This is a genomic window from Streptomyces sp. C36, from assembly GCF_040932295.1.
Taxonomy (GTDB): domain Bacteria; phylum Actinomycetota; class Actinomycetes; order Streptomycetales; family Streptomycetaceae; genus Streptomyces; species Streptomyces triculaminicus.
Window position 1 is genome coordinate 81631 of sequence record NZ_JBFQGI010000002.1, and the last position, 20892, is coordinate 102522.

At 72.9% G+C, this 20892-nt stretch carries 17 protein-coding genes and 3 tRNA genes; 4 read left to right on the forward strand and 16 right to left on the reverse strand.

Annotated features, from left to right (window positions below):
- Positions 1–40 precede the first annotated feature (40 nt).
- From AB4K12_RS05895 to AB4K12_RS05905, 3 genes are all read right to left on the reverse strand, one after another.
- Positions 41–2023, reverse strand: coding sequence for a galactose oxidase-like domain-containing protein (locus AB4K12_RS05895; protein ID WP_368433219.1), 1983 nt, complete (start codon positions 2021–2023; stop codon positions 41–43).
- Entirely contained in the window at positions 2020–3879 is a 1860-nt protein-coding gene (locus AB4K12_RS05900) for a glycosyltransferase (RefSeq protein ID WP_368433220.1), read from the reverse strand. The genes AB4K12_RS05895 and AB4K12_RS05900 overlap by 4 nt, the downstream gene beginning before the upstream one ends.
- 340 nt (positions 3880–4219) lie before the next feature.
- A tRNA-Lys gene (locus AB4K12_RS05905) sits at positions 4220–4293 on the reverse strand.
- Between the two features lie 270 nt (positions 4294–4563).
- Here AB4K12_RS05905 and AB4K12_RS05910 point away from each other — a divergent pair.
- Together AB4K12_RS05910 and AB4K12_RS05915 are read left to right on the forward strand one after the other, a co-directional pair.
- Positions 4564–5223 carry a C40 family peptidase gene (locus AB4K12_RS05910; RefSeq protein WP_368433221.1) on the forward strand — a complete coding sequence of 220 codons (660 nt, stop codon included), beginning with the start codon at positions 4564–4566 and terminating at the stop codon, positions 5221–5223.
- A 157-nt stretch (positions 5224–5380) separates the two neighbouring features.
- Positions 5381–5971 (forward strand): lytic polysaccharide monooxygenase, encoded by a 591-nt coding sequence (locus tag AB4K12_RS05915; protein ID WP_368433222.1) that lies wholly within the window; start codon positions 5381–5383, stop codon positions 5969–5971.
- Positions 5972–6047: 76 nt separating this feature from the next.
- On the opposite strand, the gene AB4K12_RS05920 is transcribed toward AB4K12_RS05915, so the two are convergent.
- The 5 genes from AB4K12_RS05920 to AB4K12_RS05940 form a co-directional block, all read right to left on the reverse strand.
- The gene (locus AB4K12_RS05920) at positions 6048–6872 is read right to left on the reverse strand and encodes a cytochrome c biogenesis CcdA family protein (protein WP_368433223.1); all 825 of its coding nucleotides are present in this window, start codon (positions 6870–6872) and stop codon (positions 6048–6050) included.
- Positions 6869–7621 (reverse strand): DsbA family protein, encoded by a 753-nt coding sequence (locus AB4K12_RS05925; protein ID WP_368433224.1) that lies wholly within the window; start codon positions 7619–7621, stop codon positions 6869–6871. Before AB4K12_RS05925 ends, AB4K12_RS05920 begins: the two co-directional genes overlap by 4 nt.
- Positions 7622–7698: 77 nt before the next feature.
- Positions 7699–8109 carry a hypothetical protein gene (locus tag AB4K12_RS05930; RefSeq protein WP_368433225.1) on the reverse strand — a complete coding sequence of 137 codons (411 nt, stop codon included), beginning with the start codon at positions 8107–8109 and terminating at the stop codon, positions 7699–7701.
- Between the two features lie 122 nt (positions 8110–8231).
- Positions 8232–8305: transfer RNA gene (locus tag AB4K12_RS05935), tRNA-Lys, on the reverse strand.
- A gap of 111 nt (positions 8306–8416) precedes the next feature.
- Positions 8417–9175 (reverse strand): IclR family transcriptional regulator, encoded by a 759-nt coding sequence (locus AB4K12_RS05940; RefSeq protein ID WP_368433226.1) that lies wholly within the window; start codon positions 9173–9175, stop codon positions 8417–8419.
- A gap of 304 nt (positions 9176–9479) precedes the next feature.
- Here AB4K12_RS05940 and AB4K12_RS05945 point away from each other — a divergent pair, with 304 nt between their 5' ends.
- Positions 9480–10583, forward strand: coding sequence for an LLM class flavin-dependent oxidoreductase (locus tag AB4K12_RS05945; protein WP_368433227.1), 1104 nt, complete (start codon positions 9480–9482; stop codon positions 10581–10583).
- A 113-nt stretch (positions 10584–10696) separates the two neighbouring features.
- On the opposite strand, the gene AB4K12_RS05950 is transcribed toward AB4K12_RS05945, so the two are convergent.
- Positions 10697–12454 (reverse strand): putative bifunctional diguanylate cyclase/phosphodiesterase, encoded by a 1758-nt coding sequence (locus tag AB4K12_RS05950; RefSeq protein WP_368433228.1) that lies wholly within the window; start codon positions 12452–12454, stop codon positions 10697–10699.
- A 418-nt stretch (positions 12455–12872) separates the two neighbouring features.
- Between AB4K12_RS05950 and AB4K12_RS05955 the strand changes: the two genes are divergently transcribed.
- Complete coding sequence (locus tag AB4K12_RS05955) at positions 12873–14108, forward strand: M6 family metalloprotease domain-containing protein (RefSeq protein WP_368433229.1); 1236 nt, start codon at positions 12873–12875, stop codon at positions 14106–14108.
- A gap of 69 nt (positions 14109–14177) precedes the next feature.
- On the opposite strand, the gene AB4K12_RS05960 is transcribed toward AB4K12_RS05955, so the two are convergent.
- The 7 genes from AB4K12_RS05960 to AB4K12_RS05990 all read right to left on the reverse strand — a co-directional run bounded on the left by AB4K12_RS05960 (position 14178) and on the right by AB4K12_RS05990 (position 20711).
- Positions 14178–14251 (reverse strand) — tRNA-Lys (locus AB4K12_RS05960).
- A 56-nt stretch (positions 14252–14307) separates the two neighbouring features.
- Positions 14308–14883 (reverse strand): bifunctional DNA primase/polymerase, encoded by a 576-nt coding sequence (locus tag AB4K12_RS05965; protein ID WP_368433230.1) that lies wholly within the window; start codon positions 14881–14883, stop codon positions 14308–14310.
- Positions 14884–15018: 135 nt separating this feature from the next.
- Positions 15019–15384, reverse strand: coding sequence for a hypothetical protein (locus AB4K12_RS05970; RefSeq protein WP_368433231.1), 366 nt, complete (start codon positions 15382–15384; stop codon positions 15019–15021).
- Positions 15385–15678: 294 nt separating this feature from the next.
- Positions 15679–17019, reverse strand: a complete 1341-nt coding sequence (locus AB4K12_RS05975; protein WP_207247062.1) for an AAA domain-containing protein — start codon at positions 17017–17019, stop codon at positions 15679–15681.
- Between the two features lie 8 nt (positions 17020–17027).
- Positions 17028–18614, reverse strand: coding sequence for a hypothetical protein (locus AB4K12_RS05980; RefSeq protein ID WP_368433232.1), 1587 nt, complete (start codon positions 18612–18614; stop codon positions 17028–17030).
- Positions 18605–19801: a hypothetical protein gene (locus AB4K12_RS05985; protein WP_368433233.1), complete on the reverse strand. Its 1197-nt coding sequence runs from the start codon at positions 19799–19801 to the stop codon at positions 18605–18607. Before AB4K12_RS05985 ends, AB4K12_RS05980 begins: the two co-directional genes overlap by 10 nt.
- Complete coding sequence (locus AB4K12_RS05990) at positions 19722–20711, reverse strand: phosphatase PAP2 family protein (RefSeq protein ID WP_368433234.1); 990 nt, start codon at positions 20709–20711, stop codon at positions 19722–19724. The genes AB4K12_RS05985 and AB4K12_RS05990 overlap by 80 nt, the downstream gene beginning before the upstream one ends.
- Positions 20712–20892: the final 181 nt, after the last annotated feature.

A 20892-nucleotide genomic window follows, 5' to 3' on the forward strand; every position in this document is an offset into this window, starting at 1 on the left:
CCGGGTCGGAGCGGCCGTCCCGCTCACGGGTCGCCGGAGCTCAGGAGGAGTTCGCCGACGACTCGGCGGGCGCCGCCGGGGAGAACTCCTCCGCCACCGGCACCTTGACCCACACCGCCTCCGACGGAGTCCCCTTCGCGTCGACGACGTTGAGCATGTACCAGCCGGGGGGCACCAGCGAGGGGTCCTTGGGGAGCGTCACGGTGAAGGTGTCGCCCGAGACGGTCAGGTCCAGGGCGATCGAGCGCTGCTCGATGTTGGTGACATGGGTGAAGGAGCCCGGCCGGATCAGCCGTCCCTTGACGATGCTCTTCGCTTGGTCCGCGCGGTAGGTGGCCGACTCTCCCAGCCGCACCGTGCGGGACGCGGTGTCCTTGATCTCCGGGCGTTCCTCCCGGAAGGCGTAGGGCGGGGTGTAGAGGTCGATCTGCTGCTGGAAGGTGCCCGGCCTGGTGTTGTCCTTGTCGCCGAAGAGCGAGTCGGAGCCGAACGTCATCACCCGCCCGTCGGGCAGCAGCAGCGCCCCGGAGTGGTAGTTGCGCCCCACCAGCGGATCGGCGACCGGGCGGGTGCTGTTGGCCCTCGGGTCGTACAGCTCCGCCGCGATGACGTTGGAGTCGCTTCGGCCCCGGTAGTCGCCGGAGCCGTTGGTGGTCAGCACGGTGTCGTCGGGCAGGATGACGCTGCTGGGGTAGCGCACCTTGGCGTAGAGGTCGGGCCCGTCGTGGAAGCGGGGGTTCTCGTCGCGCAGGTCGACGATGCGGGTCCGGGCCGTGGACCTGCGGTCCTCGCCCACCCCGCCGCCGCCCAGGACCATGTAGCGCTGCAACTGGGCGGGCGGCAGCAGCACGGACATCGAGGTCTCGAGGATGTCCGGGTCGCCGATGCCCGGCACCACGGTGAATTCGTTGCTCTCCAGGTCCCACAGCCCCGGCACCCGGCCCTTGTCGGCCGGGCCGTAGCCGGCGTTGGAGCCGGTGTAGAAGATCCTGCCCTTGTCGGTGAGGAACAGGGCGGGGTAGGTGGGGAAGAAACGCTCCTTGGGCAGGTACCTCCACTTCTTGGTGGCCGGGTCGTAGATCTCGTTCTTGCCGGGGACGACCTGGCCGATCTCGTCCAGGCCGGAGACCGACAGCACCCTGCCGTCCTGAAGGGTGGTCAGGGTGGGGTACCAGCGGGCCTCCTGCATCGGGTCGACCGTGACATAGCGCTCGGACACCGGGTCGAACTCGAAGGCGTCCTTGATGCCCTGGAAGTCCTTCTTGTCGAAGGAGAGCTTGTTGGCGATGCCGTAGGAGTTCCGGGCGTCGGCGCCGGACAGGCCCTCGACGCGGTAGTTGTCCGTCGCCCCGGTCTCGTACTCGTGGCCCTTGTCCAGCGCCTCCACGTACACCCGCGCCGTGCTGGCCGTGACCTTGACCTTGTCGCCCTCGCCGGTCTTGGCGGCGCGGGGCACGAGGACCGCGTCCTTGGACTCGAAGGACTTGTGGTTGGCCTTGCCGGTGAAACGGGTGCCCGCCGGGAAGGTCATGGGCTTGTCGGGGTTCTCGTTGTGGACGATCATCAGGCCGCCGGCCTTGTCGACGTCGCCGTCGAGCTTTTCGTAGCGCTGCGTGCCGCCCGCCACCAGGAGCTTTCCGTCGGGCAGCTGGGTGTGCCCGGAGCAGAAGAGGTCCTTGGGGGTGGGGATGTCCTTATAGGTGTCACTGCGTGGATCCCACAGGACCGTGCGGAAGGACTTGGCCTTGAAGTTGGCGGCGTTGTTGCCGGAGCCGGCCACGAGCAGCACCTTGCCGGTGTGCAGCAGGGCCGCGTGGATGGTGTTGATCCGGTACTCCTCCGGGACGTCCACCACGTCCCAGTGGCCGTTCCTGGCCTTGTACTCCGGCTTGTTGATCTTGTAGTCGTGGTACTGGTCGGCGGCGTATCCCCAGATGGCCGGTGCGTTCATCCCGCCCAGTACGAGCACGACCGCCGCACCGATCGCCAGGCGGCGGGTGCGGCGGCTCGGGGTGAATCTCATGTCTGGGGTGCCCCCTCGGGGTGCTCGGCGGGCCGCTTCGCGCGGTGGACGGTCCACCACCAGGCGACGATCGGCGCGAGGGTGACCGCCAGCGCGAGCGAGGCCCAGGTGCGCATCGCCACATGGGTGTGGCCCGCGACGAAAGAGGCCACCAGCGATCCGCCGAAGACCATCAGGAAGAACAGGTGGATACGGAAGGTGCCGAAGAGGGTGTCGGGACTGGCCGAGTCGCCCTTCGGGGTGACCACGAACCTGCTCTTGCGGCGCAGCACCGCGTCCGTCAGGGAACGGGCGTAGATCGGCGCGGAGAGCGCGGACATCACCATGCCGGCGAGGCCGCCCGAGCCCTCGGGCTCGTGCGGCGAGACGTTGTGCCGGCGGTTCCAGATGTAGAGCCCGATCTGGAGGGCCGCCGCGTCGCTGTAGAGCATCATCCAGATTTCGGAATTGATGGAGATTCCCGAGGCGCCGAGCCCCAGGAAGAGCGCGCAGCTCAATGCGCCGAGCATCCAGTTGACAGCCGTCATCGGGTAGTAGATGACCATCAGGGTGTAGTTGAGGAACTTCCCCGGGGAAAGGGTGAAGGGCCCTTTCCAGTACTGCTTGATGATCGTCTCGTAGGTGCCCCGGGACCAGCGCAGCTGCTGGGTGAAGAAGTCCGTCCAGGCGCTCGGGCCCTCTCCGACGGCGAGGACGTCCGGGGTGTAGACCGAGCGCCACTTTCTGCCCGTCCCGGGATTGCGGTGGCGGTGCAGCTCGAAGCCGGTGGCCATGTCCTCGGTGATCGAGTCGTACAGGCCGCCGATGCCCTTGAGGGCACTGATGCGCACGGCGTTGTTGGTGCCGACGAACATGGGGGCGCCGTAGCGGTTGCCGGCGCGCTGGATGAGGGCGTGGAAGAGGAACTGCTGGCTTTCGGCGGCCTTGGTGACGGCCGCGTCGTAGTTCCCGTACACCTGCGGTCCAACGACAAAGGCGACATCGGGGTCACGGAAATATCCGAGCATGCGCTCGAGGAAATTCGGCAGCGGTACGTGGTCGGTGTCCACGGAGGCGAAGAAGTCGTAGTCGTCGCCGTGCGCGTCGAGCCAGGCGTTGTAATTGCCGTGCTTGGTCTTCGCGCGGTGCGGGCCCTTGGGCAGGTTCCACTTCTCGACCCCCTTGCGGCTGAAGTGGTGCACGCCCAGCCGTCGGCAGACGTCCTTGACCTCGGGGTCGTCGCCCTCGTCGAGCAGCCATACGTGCACCGGGCCGCGATGGCGCACCCGGACGGCCGCCTCCAGGGTCCGGGTCACCATCTCGATCGGCTCCTTGCCGGGCACGAAGGAGGTGAGGAAGGCGACGCGGGTGCCGGTCTCGGGCACGACCGGTATGGGATCGCGGGCGACGAGCGTGGCGTGGGCGTTGGAGGTGACGTTGAGCGTGCGGAAGAGCTCGATCAGGCCGATGGACACCAGCATCACGGTGTCCAGGACCCGCATGAGGGTGGTGCCGTTCTCACGCTGCGTCCAGTGGGCGGGCTGCATCAGCCATACCAGCAGGCCGAGCGAGACCACGGGCGCGGCGCCCAGCAGCAGGGCTGCCTGGACGCGGTGCGGCTCGTCGGCGAGCAGGCTGCGGTAGCGGACGCGGTACGGGCCGGGGTCCTCGCCGGGGTCGGTGAGCGGGCCGGCGAGGCGGCTGTAGTGCTCGTAGTCGAAGCGCGGAAGCGGCTTGCGATGGTGGGGCGGCGAGAGCCTCGGCGGGTCGGAGTGCCGGGGACGGCCTCCCGTGCCGGCCGGGGCCGGAACGCGCAGCCGGGTCGTCACCGATGGATCGTAGGTCTGCTGCCGGGCATCGGCAGGCGTGGACGTCATGAGTCATCCCCCCGCACGCATGGTGAATGCGTGTACGTGCCAGTGCGTGGCCCCGCGGGCCCCCCTCGGCCGCGCGGGCGCGCAGGTGCCGGCTCCCCCCGGCACCAACCAACTCACTGGTCAGACAGTGACATTGGGTGAAGCTGTGCGTTTCAGGATCTCGAACCCCGCGTCATGATCGCAAGGGTGAAACAAGGTGTTTACCGGGCAAAGCGGTACGTCGAACGAAGATGCGTGCGAATGTTGCCCAAGTGGTCACGGGTGACACGCTTGTGTGTTCGTATCGCTCGGAGAACGACTCAAGGCTCCTCACCGAAGGTGAGGAGCCTTGAGACTCGCGTGCGCCGCCAGGGACTCGAACCCCGGACCCGCTGATTAAGAGTCAGCTGCTCTAACCAACTGAGCTAGCGGCGCGTGCTGACAGAGAAAACTCTACCCGACTCCGGAGGCGCCTTTGACCACCCCGCGACGCGGGACCTCGTGAGCCCGTGGGGGCGATCCGGCGAAGGGGAGTCCGATACATCCGCTAATGGCATGAATATCTGCTACGTACGGTAACGCCGATGCGACGTGCGGTCCCTTTCGGTCGCTGAGACGCTGTGCCGAGCGCCCGGGCGGTGGCCGAAAAAAATCAGCGGAAGCCGCCCGGGGCCGCCGGAAGCCGGAGGAAAGGCGGCCAAGGAGATGCCCGAGGACATATCCGGGGAGGGTCCCCGCCGTCGGCGGGGCGCCATGCGCGCCGCACTGCTGGCGGCGCTGGGGGCCGCGGCGATCGCCGGGCCGGGGGCGGTCGCGCGGGCGACGGAGCCGCCACGGCCGGGCCCCGGCCAGGGGGCCGACACCGCCACGCTGGAGCCGAAGCCCGAGGACCCGGAGCTCGCCGCCCAGGAGCTCGCCGGCCGTGAAGCCGCCGGCCAGGGCCTCGCGGATCACAACCTCGCGGAGACGGAGGGCGCGGGCGCCGCCCCCGCCCTCGAGCCCGCGCTCGTCTTCGCGCTGCGCCAGGTGGGTGACCCGTACGCCCTCGGGGGCGTCGGGCCGCACCGCTGGGACTGCTCCGGGCTGGTCCAGCGGGCCTACGCCCGGGCCGGCGTCCGCCTGCCGCGCCTGGCCGCCGACCAGTACCGGGCCACCCGGCGCATCCCGCGCGGCGACCTGCGCCGCGGCGACCTCGTCTTCTGGTCCGGCGACGGCCGGGCCTCCGGGGTGCACCATGTCGCGATCTATCTGGGGGGCGGCCGCTACCTCGAGGCGGCCCACCCCGGCACCCGGGTCCGGATCTCCACGTTCGCCGACCACAACCCGCACATGTACGGGCGTGTCACCCGGACGGCGGCGCGCTGACGGGGTGGTGGTGGTCGCGGTCGGTGAGGAGACCGTGGTGTGTCAAGGGTGCGAATTTGACCTGGACATGGCGAATAACCGGGTCTAGCCTCCGTATTGGTCTGGACCGCAACCCACTCGACTCACAGAACCCCCCACGTTCTCGAGGAGTGCCAGCATGCGCAAAAAGATCAGTGCGGCGATCATCGGCTCAGGAGTCGCCTGCGTCTCGGTCCTCTCCACCACGAGCGCCTCCGGCCACGGCTACACCGACGCCCCCACCAGTCGCCAGGTGCTCTGTTCCCGGGGCACCGTCCAGGACTGCGGCGACATCCAGTGGGAGCCCCAGTCCGTCGAGGGCCCCAAGGGCTTCCCGACCCGCGGCCCCTCCGACGGCACCATCTGCGCCGGTGGCAACAGCCGCTTCGCCGAGCTCGACGACCCGCGCGGCGGACAGTGGCCGGCCACCGAGGTCACGGCGGGCCAGAGCCTGACGTTCCGCTGGAGGATCACCGCGCGCCACGCCACCACGGACTTCCGCTACTACCTCACCAACAGCACGTACGACCCCAAGAGGCCGCTCACCCGGGCGGACCTCGCCACCCAGCCCTTCCTGACGGTGCCCTACGGAGGCCGCGTCCCCGACGCCACCGTCAGCCACCAGGGCACCCTCCCCGCGGGGAGGACCGGCAAGCAGCTGATCGTCGCCGTCTGGACCATCGCGGACACGGGCAACGCGTTCTACGCCTGTTCCGACGTCCGGTTCTGACGTCCGGCCGCCGCCCATGAGGACGGCCGTGGGGTGACCGGTCGGCGATCACCCCACGGCACTCATCCGGCGGCGCTCACTCGTCGGGGTCGCGCCGCAGCGCGAACCGCGCCAGCACCCCGGCCACCACCAGGGCGACGACGGCCAGCAGCGCGTAGTCCGGCACCGCGTTGCCCACCCGGGAGGCCAGCTCCTCGAGGCGGAACTCCTGGTCGGCGTCCAGGACGCCCGGCAGGCCGGTCGTCCCGTCGTAGACGAGGAAGAGCGTCCCGATGCCGATGAAGAACAGCCCGGAGACCAGGGACGTGGTGTGCAGCCGCAGCCGGCCCAGGCGTATCTCCCTGCCGCGCAGCCAGGCGCGCCCCCCGAGCCGGAAGCGGTCCCAGAAGAGGGCCAGGACGAACAGCGGCAGCGCCATGCCCAGCGCGTAGACGGCCAGCATCGAGGCCCCGTACACCGGATTGCCGTCGACGGCGGTCACCGTCAGCACCGCGCCGAGGATGGGCCCGGCGCAGAAGCCGGCCAGTCCGTACACGCAGCCCAGCAGGAACGTCGACGCGGCGGTGCGCGGCGTGATGCGGCCGGCGGCCGCCTGGGCCCTCTTCGATGCGAAGCCGAGGCCCACGATCTGTGCGACGCCCAGGGCGATCACCACCCAGCCGCCGGTGGTGACCAGCAGGTCCCGGTGGCCGTTGAAGAGCCGGCTGGCGGCGCTCGAGGCGACGCCGAGCGGTACGAGCGTGGTGGCGAGCCCGAGGTAGAAGACGCAGGTGCGCGCGAGCAGCCGGCCGGGGCTCGCGAGCGAGTACGCGAAGAACGCCGGCAGCAGCAGGGCGCTGCACGGGCTGACCAGGGCGAGTGCGCCGCCCAGGAAGGCGGCGAGGTAGCCGATGTCGGTCACTTGCCGGACTTCCCGGCGGCGTCCTTCACCGCTTTGGCCTGGGTGATGGCGGCCTCGAACTCCTTCAGCGGCTGGGCGCCCGCCAGCGGCCGGCCGCCGACGAGGAAGGTGGGGGTGCTCTTGACGCCGAGGGCGTAGCCCTCCTCCTGGTCCTTCTTGACGGCGGCCTCGGCGTCGGAGCCGTTCAGGTCCTCGCGGAACCTGTCGAGGTCCTTGACGCCCGCCGTGCCGGCCATGTCGACGAGCTTGTCCTCGGCGAGGGCGTCGCCCTTGCGGAGCTTGGCGAAGACCTCGTGGTGGAACTGCGCGAAGCGGCCCTGGCGGCCGGCGGCCCAGGCGGCGCGGGCGGCGCGCTCGGAGTCCTTGCCGAAGATCGGGAAGTTGCGGAACTCGATGCGCAGGACGCCCTCGTCCACGTACTTGCGCACCAGCTCGGGCTGGGTCTCCCGGGTGAAGCGGCCGCAGAAGGAGCACTGGTAGTCGGCGTACTCCACGAGCACGACGGGCGCGTCCGCCCTGCCGACGGCCAGGGGGTCGCCCTTGTCGCGGCGGCTGGTGATCTTCTCCAGCCGGTCGTACGTGGGCTGCTGCGGGCCGAAGGCGGGCTGGGCGGCGGAGGGCTCGTGCCCGCCGGAGCCGCCGCCGTTCCTGGCGAGGGCGATGCCGGCGGCGGTGACGGCCACGACGAGGGCGATGATCGCGCCGATGGCCGCCAGGCGGCGGGAGGGCGTGGAGACGCGTGCGGACATGTGAGGTGGTGCTCCATGGGTCGTGAGGATCTGGGCATGCCGGAGCACGGCCCGTGCGGGGCCGTGGCGGGGCGGTCCTAGATCCGCAGGACGGGGAGCAGCTCGGCGCAGCCGGCGACGGGCACGGGCGGCGCCCGTGGGGCGCCGGGGCGGGGGGTCTCGGTCCGGGGGAGTGCCAGGCGGGTGGCGCCCGGGCCGGTGACGGGGTCGGCGTGCGCGGCGGCGACGGCGACCTCGGCGCCCTTGAGGGGAACGTCCTGCTGGCGGCAGGTGCCGCCGGTGTCGGCGGCCTCGGCCCGGGGCCGGGCCTCGGACCGGTCCTCGGTCGTGGCGGCCGCGGCGGGGGCGTGGGCGCGGGTCGCGGCGAGGGCGGAGGTGCCCGCCGTCGCGTGGACGGCGGGGGAGACGCCGCACAGGGAGGGGGCGAAGACGGCGGCGATGAGGAGCAGGAGCACGGCGGCTGCCGTCGGACGGCGTCGCTGCGACACGCGCGCCCCTCCTTCCCCTCTGTCCTCGCCGGTCTCTTCCGCCCGGGGCGGGAGACGGCCTCCCATGCTACGGGCCGTACGACGAAGGCCCCCACCGATCGGTGGGGGCCTTCGACTGTCTGTGCGCCGCCAGGGACTCGAACCCCGGACCCGCTGATTAAGAGTCAGCTGCTCTAACCAACTGAGCTAGCGGCGCCTGCTGACAGAGAAAACTCTACCCGATGTCCGGGGGTGCTCCGAACCACCGGTCACATCAGCCCCTCGGACCCCCGCTCTGCCCCGTGCCACGGGCCGTCCGGGCCCCGCCCTACAGGGTCAGCGACAGCAGCATCGGCGCGGCGTGGCGGTTCAGCGCGTCCGCCGCCTCGCGCAGCCGGTGGGCGTGCTCGAGCGGCAGGGACAGGCCCAGCGAGCCCACCGAGCGGCCCGCGGTGATCGGGACGGCCGCGCAGACCGTGCCCACCGCGTACTCCTGGAGGTCGAGGACCGGGACGGTGGCGGGCTGGGAGGCCAGCCGGCTGAAGAGGACCTTCTCGTTGGTGATCGTGCGGGAGGTGAGGCGGGCGGTGCGGTGCCGCGAGAGGTGGTCGCGCCGGTCGTCCTGGTCGAGCTGGGTCAGCAGGCACTTGCCGAGCGCCGTGGCATGGGCGGCGGAGCGGAAGTCGACCCATTCGTTGACCTTGGGGGTGCGGGGTCCGTCCGCGTACTGCGTGATCCGGATCTCGCCGTCGACGTAGCTGCTGAGGTAGACGGCCGCGCCGACCCTGTCGCGCAGCGTGTGCAGGGACCGCTGGAGCTTGGCGGCCAGCGCCTGCTTGCGGTCGCCGCCCGAGCTCAGCAGGGCCAGCGCCTCCCCGGTGACGTACGCCCCGTCGCCGGTGCGCTCCACGTACTCCTCGCGGCGGAGCATCAGCAGCAGGTGGGCGAGGTGTCCGGCGGGCAGCCCGGTCTCCCGGACGATCTGCGCCTCGCTGACGCCGCCGGTGTACTTGGCGACCGTCTCCAGCACGCGCAGGGCGTACTGCACCGAGTGGAACGGTGCGGTCGGCTCGGGCCTGAGAGCCACGGTCTCCCCCTAGCGATGTTCCTGCGGGTGTCCCGCTCTCCACGATAAGGGTGAATCCGGTTTCCGGGAGGCGGTGTTGAACAGAATGAACACCCCGCCCGTACCCCTGTCCTGGGCTTTGCGACCTTGGCATATGTCTCCGTCCTAAGGGTGCCCGCCCGGGGTCGCCGAGGCCCGCCGGGAATAATCGGAGAGTGACTCCGGTTGTGGCCGCTCAGGGTGCGACGCCGCACCCCGGACAGCTCCTGTCCGCTCGGGCTCCTGCCCGATCCAGGTTCTTGCTCAATCAGGGAGGCGGGCCACCGTGGCCGACGTGCGGGACGACGACATCATCCGGGCCAAACCCCTCGGCAGCGCCCCCGTGGCCCTGTCGGTCCTCGATCTGGCCACGGTCGGCACCGGCCGGACCGCCCGGCAGGCGCTGCTCACCACGGTCGACCTCGCGCGCCTGGCCGAGCGGCGCGGCTACCACCGCTTCTGGGTCGCCGAACACCACTCGATGCCCGGGGTCGCCAGCTCCTCCCCGGCCGTCATCCTGGCGCACGTCGCCGCCCACACCGAGCGCATCCGCCTCGGCTCCGGCGGTGTGATGCTGCCCAACCACGCCCCGCTGGTGATCGCCGAGCAGTTCGGCACGCTCGAGGCCCTGGCCCCGGGCCGCGTCGACCTCGGCCTCGGCCGGGCGCCGGGCACCGACGGCGCGACCGCCGCCGCGCTGCGCCGCCAGGACCGGATGCCGCAGGGCGCCGACGACTTCCCGGAGCAACTCTCCGAACTGACCCGCTTCCTGGACGACGACTTCCCCGACGCCCACCCCTACGCCCGCATCCACGCCGTTCCCGGGCCGATCCAGGGCCGGGTGCCCGGCGGGGTGCAGCGCGCCGACCGGCCCTCGATCTGGCTGCTCGGCTCCTCGGGCTTCAGCGCACGCCTGGCCGGGCTGCTCGGCCTGCCGTTCTCCTTCGCCCACCACTTCTCGGCGGCCAACACCCTGCCCGCCCTCGAGGTGTACCGCGAGTCCTTCCGGCCCTCCGCCGTCCTCGACCGCCCGTACGCCAAGATCGGCGTCCAGGCGTTCGCCGCGGACGACGCCAAGGAAGCCCGCCGTCAGGTCCTCACCGGCGCGCTGTCCATGCTCCGCCTGCGCACCGGGCGTCCGGGACTGGTGCCCTCGCCCGAGGAGGCCGCCTCCTACGCGTACGGCCTGGCCGAGCAGGAGTTCGTCGCCGACTGGCTGCGCAACGTCGTCTTCGGCACGCCGGACGAGGTGCGCGAGGGGCTGACCTCGCTGGCCGAACGGACCGGCGTGGACGAGCTGATGATCACGACCAACGCCCACGGCCCGGAGGCGAGACTGCACAGCTACGAGCTGATAGCCGACGCGTTCGGGCTCCCCGGCGGCGCGTAGCCGCGGGCGCCGGGGCCCGCCCCGCCGGACGGACCGCCACGGGGGTGCGGCCCGGCCGGCGGGGCGGCGCGCCCCCGGGCCATACGCCCCGGCCCCGGTTCGTACGCCCGCGCCTAGGGCCGTACGCCCGCGCCGAGCAGCGCGTCGATGCGTTCCGGCGGCACGGGGCGGGAGTAGAACCACCCCTGGCCCGTGTCGCAGCCGATCCGCCCCAGGCGCTCGGCCTGTTCCGCGCTCTCCACGCACTCGGCCGTGACCGTCAGGCCCAGCCGGTGCGCGAGCTGGACGAGCGCCTCGACGATCGTCTCGTCGGCGGGGTTGGGATGTTCCTCGGTGCGGAAGCCGCGGACGAAGGAGCCGTCGAGCTTGAGGGTGGAGACGGGCAGGCGGCTGAGGTAGGCGAGGTTGGAGTAGCCGGTGCCGAAGTCGTCGATGGCGATGGCGACGCCCATGTCGCTCAGCGCCTGCAGCTGCTGCAGCGGCCGGCCCGCCGAGCCCATCACCGCCGACTCGGTGAGCTCCAGCTGGAGCAGGCGGGCCGGCAGCCCGGTCTCCGCCAGGATCGCCGCCACGTCCGCCACCAGGTCCGAGTCCCACACCTGACGCACCGCCACGTTCACGCTGACCAGGATCGGTTCGGCGGGGTGGTCCAGCTGCCAGCGCCGCGCCTGGCGGCAGGCGGTCGCCAGCACCCAGCGGCCGAGCGGCACGATGGCGCCCGTCTCCTCCGCCAGACCGATGAAGCGGTTCGGCGCCAGCGTCCCCAACTGCGGGTGGTGCCAGCGCACCAGCGCCTCCACGCCCCGTACGACGCCGTCGTCCAGCCCCACCAGCGGCTGGTACTGCAAGGAGAACTCCTCCCGTTCGACCGCCGGGCGCAGGGTGCTGGAGAGGGCCTGCCGGGTCATCCGGTGGGCGTTGCGCTCGGGGTCGAAGAGCGTCCAGCGGGCCTTGCCGTCGGCCTTCGCCCAGTAGAGCGTGGTGTCCGCGGCCTGCATCAGCTCGGTGGCGTGCGTCCCGGCCGCCGGGCGCTCGACCACGCCGATGCTGGCCGAGACCGCCAGCCGCTGCCCCGCCACCTCGAACGGCCGGGCCAGGCTGGCCTGTACGGCCGCCGCGAGGTCCACCAGCTGCTCGGTGCCGGCGGACTCCTCGACCAGCAGCGCGAACTCGTCGCCGCCCAGCCGCGCCACCAGGTGGCCGCCGGGGGCCGCGCACTCGGTCAGCCGTCGGGCCACCGCGACCAGCAGCCGGTCGCCGGCCCGGTGCCCGAGGGTGTCGTTGATGGCCTTGAAGCCGTCCAGGTCCAGGTAGCAGAGCCCGATCCGGCCGCCGCCGCGTGACACGGAGGCGGCGGCCAGCGCGGCGGCCAGCCGCTCGAAGAACAGGCTGCGGTTGGGCAGCCGGGTCACCGGGTCGTGCATCCGCAGGTGACGCAGCCGGGCGCGCAGATCGCGCCGGTCGGAGATGTCGGCCACCGACAGCAGCGCGTCGCGGCTGTCGGGCAGCGCGGTGACGGTCACCTCGGCCCACACCCCCTGTCCGTCCGGCTGCCGGAGTCTGCGGGTGCAGTGCAGCCGGTCGCGACGGCCCAGCAGGACGTCGCGGTACGCGCTCCAGGTGCGGGAGTCCTCGCGCAGGCCGGTGAACTCGGCGGCGGGGGAGTCCTGGAGCCGGGCGGGGTCGGTGCCCAGGAGCGCGCCGAGGGCGTCGTTGGCGGTGCGTACGAGGCCGTCGCGGCCGACGACGGCCATACCGAGGCGCGCGGCTCGGAAGGCGGCGCGGAAATCATTCGAAGTGACGTGACGTTGCGTGACGACTGGCGGCGTCGTACCGGGCGTGCCGCCCTGGCCGTCGAGTGTTCCGCTCAACGTTCGCTCCCGCGTGGCATTCGTTCCGCACGGATCCCGTGCGGGTCTTCATGAGTCTCGTACGCGTGATGGAAAAGGCGGCAAATGGCCGACTGTAGGGGGATTCCGTGCTGGAAGTGTGGCGAGCATAGAGCCCGCGCAGGGACCGTTCCAGCGGCCCGGCCGTGAGGGGTGGAGCCGCAGGCGGGGGTCCGACCGTTTCTGCGCGTCTGTGCACATCCATGGGCGATCACGGTTGGAGCTGCATGGTTGCGTCTTCTCGATTGACCACATGTGACCGTGTGTGATGTACCCAGAAGTCGGCTTAGTCACTCGACTGGGGTAGTGAAACGGGGCATAACACCGCAAATAACAAGAGGGTGGGTGAGGTCTCCCGATTCCGTCCCCGGAGGTCGACGTGGTGCGTCCGCTGACACCCATGGGAGTGGACCGGCCGCGGCCGCGCCGCGTCGAGCGGTCCCGGCTGCAGCGCGCGGGTGCCGTACTCACCAGCCTGTGCGCGATCGCCACCAGCCTCGCCGCCGCCCCGGCGCACGCGGCCGGTCCCGGCGGCCCCTGCGCGCTGCCGCGCAGCCAGGCCCACCATTCCGAGGGCGTCGACTCCTGGAACACGGACTATCCCCGGCCCGTGGGCCGGCTCGACGCCGTCATGGTCTTCCTGTCGTTCCCCGACTCCAAGCCGAGCGTCTCCCCCGAACGGCTCGCCGCCGACCACTTCCCCGGCACGTCCCGCTTCTTCGAGCGGGCGTCCTACGGGCGGTTCACCCTGCGCGCCCACCCGCTGAAGCGGTGGTTCCAGATGCCTCGACCCTCCGGCGACTACCACATACAGCGCGACTGGGACGGCGAACAGCGCTCCGCCTACCTGCGGGACGCCATCGCCGCCGTGGACAAGGACGTGAACTTCCGGCGCTACAACCTCGTCTATCTCGTCGCCGACCCCGACGCCCCGGGCGTCGACTCCGACGCGACCAAGGTCGTCAACCTCGAGGAGCCCATCGCCGTCGACGGCACGGAGCTGCGCCGCGTCGTCACGGTCTTCGAGCACCACCCGCCGGACCGCAACGTCCTCGCCCACGAGACCGGGCACGTCCTGGACCTGCCCGACCTCTACCACCGGCCGACCGACGGCAAGGGCGACTGGGACACCCACGTCGGCGACTGGGACCTCATGGGCAGCCAGTTCGGGCTGGCCTCGGACCCCTTCGGCTGGCACAAGTGGAAGCTGGGCTGGCTCGGCCCCCGCCAGGTCGAGTGCGTCAGCCGCTCCGGCGGCTCGGCGCACGTCCTCCAGCCGCTCGAGGCCCCGATGCGCCCGGGCACGGACGGGCGCACCCGCATGGTGGTGGCCCGCACCGGGGTGACCAGCGCGATCGTCGTCGAGGCGCGGGGCGCCTCCGGCAACGACGCCGCCACCTGCACCGAGGGCGTACTGGTCTACCGGGTGCGCAGCGACACCGCCTCGGGCGGCGGGCCGGTCCAGGTGCTGGACGGGCATCCGGGCACCCACGCCTGCTGGGGCGAGTCGGTCTACCCGCCGCTGGCCGACGCGCCGCTGGTGACGGGCGAGTCGCTGAGCGCGGACGGGGTGCGGGTGGACGTGGTGGGACACACGGTGACCGGGGCGTGGAAGGTCCGGGTGACCCGGAGGTGAATCCTCCCGGCGTGCCGTGGCCCGGACACGACGAAGGCCCTCACCGTGGTGAGGGCCTTCGACTGTCTGTGCGCCGCCAGGGACTCGAACCCCGGACCCGCTGATTAAGAGTCAGCTGCTCTAACCAACTGAGCTAGCGGCGCCTGCTGACGTGGAAGACTTTAGCACCCCGGTCCGGTGGAAAGAAAATCCGTATGTTTCAGCCCGCCGTGGGGGTGGGTACAGGGGTCGCCCGCGCGGCCCGTACGCAGGCCCACAGCAGGGCGTCCGCCGCCGGGAGCCAGGGACTGCGGCAGTCCGGGACGACCAGCCAGCGGCTGGCGGGCGGGGTGGGCTCGAGCCCCGCGGGCGGCGGGCAGAGCGGCGGGACGGTCACGGCGTCGCCCGTGCCGTAGGAGAGCAGCGGCGGCGGTGCCGTCCGGCCGTCGCCTCCCCACTCCTCCCAGGCCAGCAGCGCGGGCAGCCGCTGGGCCGTGCCGGGCGCGGCGAACAGCAGGAGCCGGCCGCGCTGGGCCGCGACCGGGCCCGAACCGGGGCCCGCCGGCGACCACAGGCGGTCGAGCATCCGGCGGCCGAACAGCATCGGGGCGTCGATCACGTCGAACGCCGTGCCGCACGGCAGTATGACCGTGGCCAGCGGGTCCTCGGCCCACAGGGCGTGGACGCTGCGCGGGAAGCGGCTGGCGGAGGCCAGCCAGTCGGCCCCGGCGAGCGGGACGTGGGGGGCGGCGGGCCGGGGGCGGACGGGACGCGGATCGTGCGGCCAGGTGGTCATGGCCCTATGGTCGGCGGCCCGGCGGGGTGGGCCCGGGGGAGTTCGGGGAATTCGGGACAGGGCCGCGAGGGGTGCGCTACGGTGCGCTCCGCATATGCCAACGGCCCATGATCGAAGATCATGGGCCGCGTCGGATCAGTCGCGGGCGATGCTGCCGCGCAGCAGGTCGCGGCCGAACTCGACCATCTTCTTCGTGTAGTCCTCGCTCCACTCGGCATGCTCGGCGATGACGGCTGTCGGCAGTCTGTCGAAACGCCGGGGATCGGCGAGCTGAGCCGCCGCCACCGCCTGGTACTCCGTCGCCCGGTCCGCTGCCGCGCGGAAGGCCAGTGCCAGCTCGGTGGAGCGGGACAGCAGCTCACGCGGGTCCTCGATCGACTCGAGGTCGAAGAAGTGCTCCGGATCGGCGACGGCCTCGGGTGGCTCGAAGAGCAGCTGCGCGGGCTTCAGGCGGCGCGGAGCACTGTCCTGCGCGCCGGGAGCCTGCTTCGGCTCGCACATGTACATACCTCCAGAATCGTCTGCACCGTCATCCATTGTCCTGCCGCGCGCAAGTGCGCCCCCGCGCCACGGCCCCCTCACGGCCGACCGGGTGCCGCCCCCGCGGCGGGTCGGCGGGCGGCTTCGGTTCACGGCCGCCAGGGGACGCGGTGCTCGGCCAGATGGGCCAGGACCGCGTGGTTGGCCTCCCACCCGTCCGGGCTGTTTCCCTTGGCCGCCTCCGGCGGCGTGCCGGGCTCCGCCCGGCGGCTCGGGGGGTGCCGCCCGTGCGGCGGGACCGTGGGCGGCTTCGGTTCACGGCCGCCAGGGGACGCGGTGCTCGGCCAGGTGGGCCAGGACCGCATGGTTGGCCTCCCACCCGTCCGGGAACTTCACCGTCACCCCCAGCTGCACCGGTTCCGTGGCGGGGTGGTCGTCCAGCAGGCGGTCGACGCCCGCCCGGCAGACCACCACGCACGCGTGCCGGTGCCGCGAGGCCAGAACGCACAGGCGGCCGGTCTCCAGGTGGAACGCCGTCGCGTCGGGGCGGCCCGACAGGGGGTGGAGCACGACCGTGACGTCGAATTCGCGCCCCTGGAGCCGGTTCGCCGTGTCCACCGTGACCCCGGCCACGCCGAGCTCCGCAAGGGCCGCGCGGACGGCCGCGGCCTGGTCGCGGTGGGCCGTGCCCACCGCGATCCGCTCCGCCGTCAGCGGCGCCGGATCCGGCGCGCTCTCGCTCGTCACGGCCCCGCCGCGGTCCAGCAGCCGCCGGACGACGTGCGCGACCGCGCCCACCGCCTCCGGGTCCGTACGCGGCGTGTGGCGCGCGGGCAGCTCCAGCAGGCCCCACCCCGACTCCGCCGCCTCGTCCAGCACCCGGTCCGGTCCGGAGCCGTCCGAGCGCACCGCGAAGGCGAGCCGCCGATCGCCGTGGCCGGTGCCGCTGCGGAAGGGCGTGTACGGATAGAAGGCGTCCGAGACCAGCGGCGCGGCGGAGGCGGGCAGCCGCCAGGAGACCGGCAGCCGGTGCTGGGGAAGCCCGGGGTTGTGGGCGAGCAGCGTGCTGACCGCGCTCGCCGACGGGTCGTACGACAGCCCCGCCCACTGCTCCGCGCCGACCACGCTGAAGGGGTCGAGCTGCCCCGGGTCGCCCACGAACAGCGCCCGTTCGAAGAGCCCGGCCACGGCCAGCAGCGCGTCCGAGCGCATCTGGTACGCCTCGTCGACGATGGCGTGCCCCCATGGCTCGGCGATCTTGGTGTGCGCCCACTTGGCGGCCGTGGAGACCACGACGTCCAGCCCGGCGAGATCGGCGGCCTTCGCCGAGGTGACGACGGAGTCCAGCGCGTCGAGGGCCGGGTCGTAGGCGCGGCGCTCGCTGCTGTGCAGCCGGCCGACCGGCAGGTCGGGGTCCTGCTTGGCCAGGCGCAGCACGAGGTCGTCGACCTGGGCGTTGGTCTGGGCGACGATCATCAGCGGGCGCCCGGCGGCGGCCAGCTCCCGGGCCGCCCGGACGACCAGCGTCGACTTCCCGGCGCCGGGCGGGGAGTCCACGACGACGCCGCGGTGCGGGCCGTGCAGGGTGTCGCGCAGGATCGCGTCCGTGGCCTCGGCCGCCGCCCGGCCGGGATCGAAGGCGCGCCCGCGCTCCATGCGTACGGTCACAGGTGGTCCTCCGCGGTCACCGGGTCGGGGGCCTCGGCCGCGGCGGCCGGGGGGCCGCCGTGGGTCCAGGGCGTCTGCTCGGGCTCGGGCAGCTCGGGGCCGCCCCTGGGGGCGTGCTCGAAGAGGGTCCAGCACACCTGGTCCCCCGGCTCGGGTACGGAGCCCGCCTCCGGGGCCTTGCCGCGCCCCATGCCTCCGGTCAGCCGTACGGTCAGGGTGCCGTCCGGGCCGTGGGAGACGAACTCCGCGGGCTGCGACCTGCCGTCCGGCAGCGCGCGGTGCAGCTTCACGCCGTCGGCGACGTGTGGGGTGTCCTGGGTGCGGAGGGTCACCAGCGGGCGCGGACGCGGAATCTTCGCTTCTGAATACTCCATCACCACCTCGGCGACCGGCCCGGCGAAGGCCTCACCGGCCAGCCGCCGCCCGGCCATCACCAGCGGATCGTCGAGCGCCTCCTGCGCGTCGAGCTGGGCCTGCGCGGTCTCGCGGGCGGCCAGCTTGCGGGCCGCCGTCACGGCGTCGTCCCGCCGCGGCTGCGGGGGCTCCCCGGCGCGGACGCGGTCGCGGTGCGCGGTGTACGACCAGCGGTCGCGCTTCCAGCGCTCGCCGACACGGGCGCCCTCGGGCAGGGCGCGCAGCAGGTCGATGCCCTGCCAGACGGCGTCCCAGGTGGGACGCAGCTGCCCCTCCAGGAGGTCGCGTATCTCCCGCTCGGCGTCGGCCAGCGCCCGGTGGGCCGCCGCGAACCGGTGCGGCGACGCCTGGAGGACGTCCGCGCGGGCCCGGTCGTAGCGGGCGATGGCCGGGGCCAGCCGCTTGTTGTCGAAGACCGGGTCGGTGGCGGGACCGGCGGGCGGGTGGGCCGGCAGGCCCTCCGCGTCGCGGGCCAGCTCCGCCCGCAGGGCGGCCGCGGCGCCCGACGTCCCCTCCGGCGGGTCGATCCAGGCCAGCAGGGCCCCCAGGTGCTGGTCCTCGAGGACGCTCTGGCCGGTGGCCCAGTGGCGGCCCAGCACCTGCGTCATCGCCAGCAGCAGCGACGAGCCGGGGACGCGCGAGCGCTCCCCGAAGTGCGTCAGCCAGCGCCCGAGCAGCGGCACCCGAGGGGGAGCCGGGTGCGGCGCGTCGGGGTCCTGCTCGGCGGTGCGGCGGAAGCGCATCGAACGGCCGAGCAGCCGGACGTACTCCACGCCCGCCGCGCTCGGCACCACCACCTGCGGGGCGTCCGCGCACAGCTCGACCTCGACCGGCACCTTCCTGCCGGTCGTCGGGTCGGTCTCCTTGCGCTCCTCGCGTTCGACGGCGTCGGCGAACTCCTCGATGCGGGGCAGCATCGCGTCGGCCAGCTCCGCGAGGAACGCCGAGCGCAGGTCGCGGTCGCGCGGCTGGGCCACGACGAGCAGGCGGGGGGCGTCCCGCTCGGTGCCCACCAGCGCCCCGAGCGGAGCCCCGGCCTCGCCCGCGGTGGTCAGCGGCACGAACACCAGCGGCCGGTCGGCGATGTGGCGGTGCCGCACGGTGGCCAGCGGCCGGGCCCGCCCGTCCCGCGCGGCCTCCAGCCGGGCGAGGGTGTCGATCAGGGACATGACGCCGCCTCCGCCGTCTCCAGCGACTCCGCCCGCAGCCGTGCCGCGCGGCGCAGCGCGGCGACCGCCGGATCGCCAGGGTCGCCGGCCTCGCCGGCCGCCGCGGCGAGGACCGCCTCGATCGTGGTCAGACCGCCGAGCTCGGCGCGCAGCGCGCGGCCCAGGGTCTGCACCGCGTCCGCCGCCCGGGACCGGGCGCGGCAGTGGAAGGCCAGCTCGCACGCCGCCAGGCACTCGGGGGCGTACGCCGCGCCGACGGCGTCGACCGCGGCGGCGAGCTCGTCGGCCGGCCGGGTGGGCGTCCGTCCGTCGTCGGCCAGGCAGAGGTCGAAGGTCGTGCCGTGGGGGAGGCCGTCGGCGATGTCGGCGACGCCCGTCAGCCGGTCCAGCTGACGGCGTGTCGTGGCGAGCTGCTTGCGGAGGTCGACGAGGGCGGCGTCGGGGAGGTTGGAGAAGTTCTTCGGGCAGACCAGCAGCGCGCTGTGACGGACCGAGGCGCCGTCGCCGATGCGCTCGGCGACGGGCTCCAGGGCCAGCGCGTACACCGCCGCCTGGCGGGCGGCCGCCCCCACCTTCGCCGCGTCGGCCGCGCCGTCGACCATGGCGAAGGACTTGATCTCCACGACCGTCCAGCCGCCGTCGGGGTGGACCACGACGGCGTCCGGCTCCAGGTACGCGGGCGTGCCGGCCACGGACAGGGCCAGCATGGGGTGGTCCAGCAGCGCCCACCGGCCGGCGGCCGTGGCCTCGCGCAGGGCGAGGGCGGTGCGGGCCGTACGCCCCTCGGGCCCGGAGGCGGCGAGGTCCGGCATGTCGATCTCGCCCGGCCCGGGCGGCGGGGGCGAGCCGTCGCCGAGCCGCTCGCACAGCAGGCGGATCAGCTCCGTGCCGCCGTCGTCCTTCGCGCGGGCCTCGAAGGCGTGGCCGCGCACGAACGCGAACTGGGACTGCCCGAACGTCGCCGGCGAGCCGAGCGCCCGGGCCAGGGCCGCCTTGTCGACGCCGGCGCCGTCGAGCAGGGCCCGGCGGTGGCAGCCGGGGTTCGCGGCCAGCGCCGCGAGCGCGCGGGCGTCGAGCGGCAGCGGTGCGACGGCCGGGCCGCGCAGCTCAGCGAGCCGCTGTCGCAGCGCCGTCGGTGCGGCTGTCTCCGGCCTCGCCCCGGGCCGGCTGACGGGGGATCTGGTCACTGGCGTCCGCCTCGCGAAGTCTCTCCGGCGCTCCCGGACGGCCGGCTCCGGCCGGGGAGCCGGGGGAGGACGTCCGGACGAGCGCAGTACCCGCCGCAGTCTCGCACCCGCCACTGACAATCGCGGGCGTCCCGGCGGTTTCCGCGGACGCGGCGCCGGCGAAGCGGGTCCGGATCCGGTCGGCGAGGCGCACCGCGGGCCGCGCGAGCAGGAAGCCCGCGCCCATCACGGCGACGCCGGCGACGGCGTCGAGGAAGTAGTGGTTGGCGGTGCCCATCACCACGAGGGCGATGGCGAGCGGGTAGGCCACGCCCGCGACCTTCGTCCAGGTGGCGCGGCCGTGGCGCCAGAGCACCACCCCGCACCACAGGGCCCAGCCGACGTGCAGGCTCGGCATGGCCGCGTACTGGTTGGTGAGCCCGCCCATGCCGCGCGGGGCGCTGGCGTCGCGGCCCCACCAGCCGTACGCGGAGTACTGGTGCATCGTGTCGACGAAGCCCTGGGCGTCGTCGAGGAGGCGGGGCGGGCAGGTGGGCAGCAGGGTGAACCCGATGAGGCCGATGAGGGTGGAGATCATCAGCCAGGTCCGCATCCGGCGGTAGTGGTCGGGGCGGCGTCGGAAGAGCCAGACCAGCAGCGCGGGAGTGAGGAGGTAATGCAGGGCGGCGTACGCGAAGTCCGCGGGTATGCCGATCGCCGGATGGCTGGTGAACAGACGGTTGAGCGGGTGCTCGAAGTCTATTCGGAACGTTTTTTCAAGATCGAGAATGGCGAGGCCGTGATCCACGGCCGACTGCACATCTCCCCTGACCAGGAGCCGGCCCGCCGTGTACAGCCCGTACACCACGGCTATCAGTGGCAGTTCGGTCCACCAGCGCGGCCGCTTCCCGAGTGGTGCGGTGCGGTACATCCGGACGGCTCTCCATTTGTTCAGGCGGCCAACAAGCGCGCTTGCAACCGTACGGTGTACGCCACATTGCGCGCACACCGCCCCGGGACTTTCCCGGAACCCCGAGGCGGCGGGAGGGGAGACGCCGTCGCTGACCAGAGGGTTGCCTGAGAGTGAAGTGAGTGATGATGGGGGCTGGACG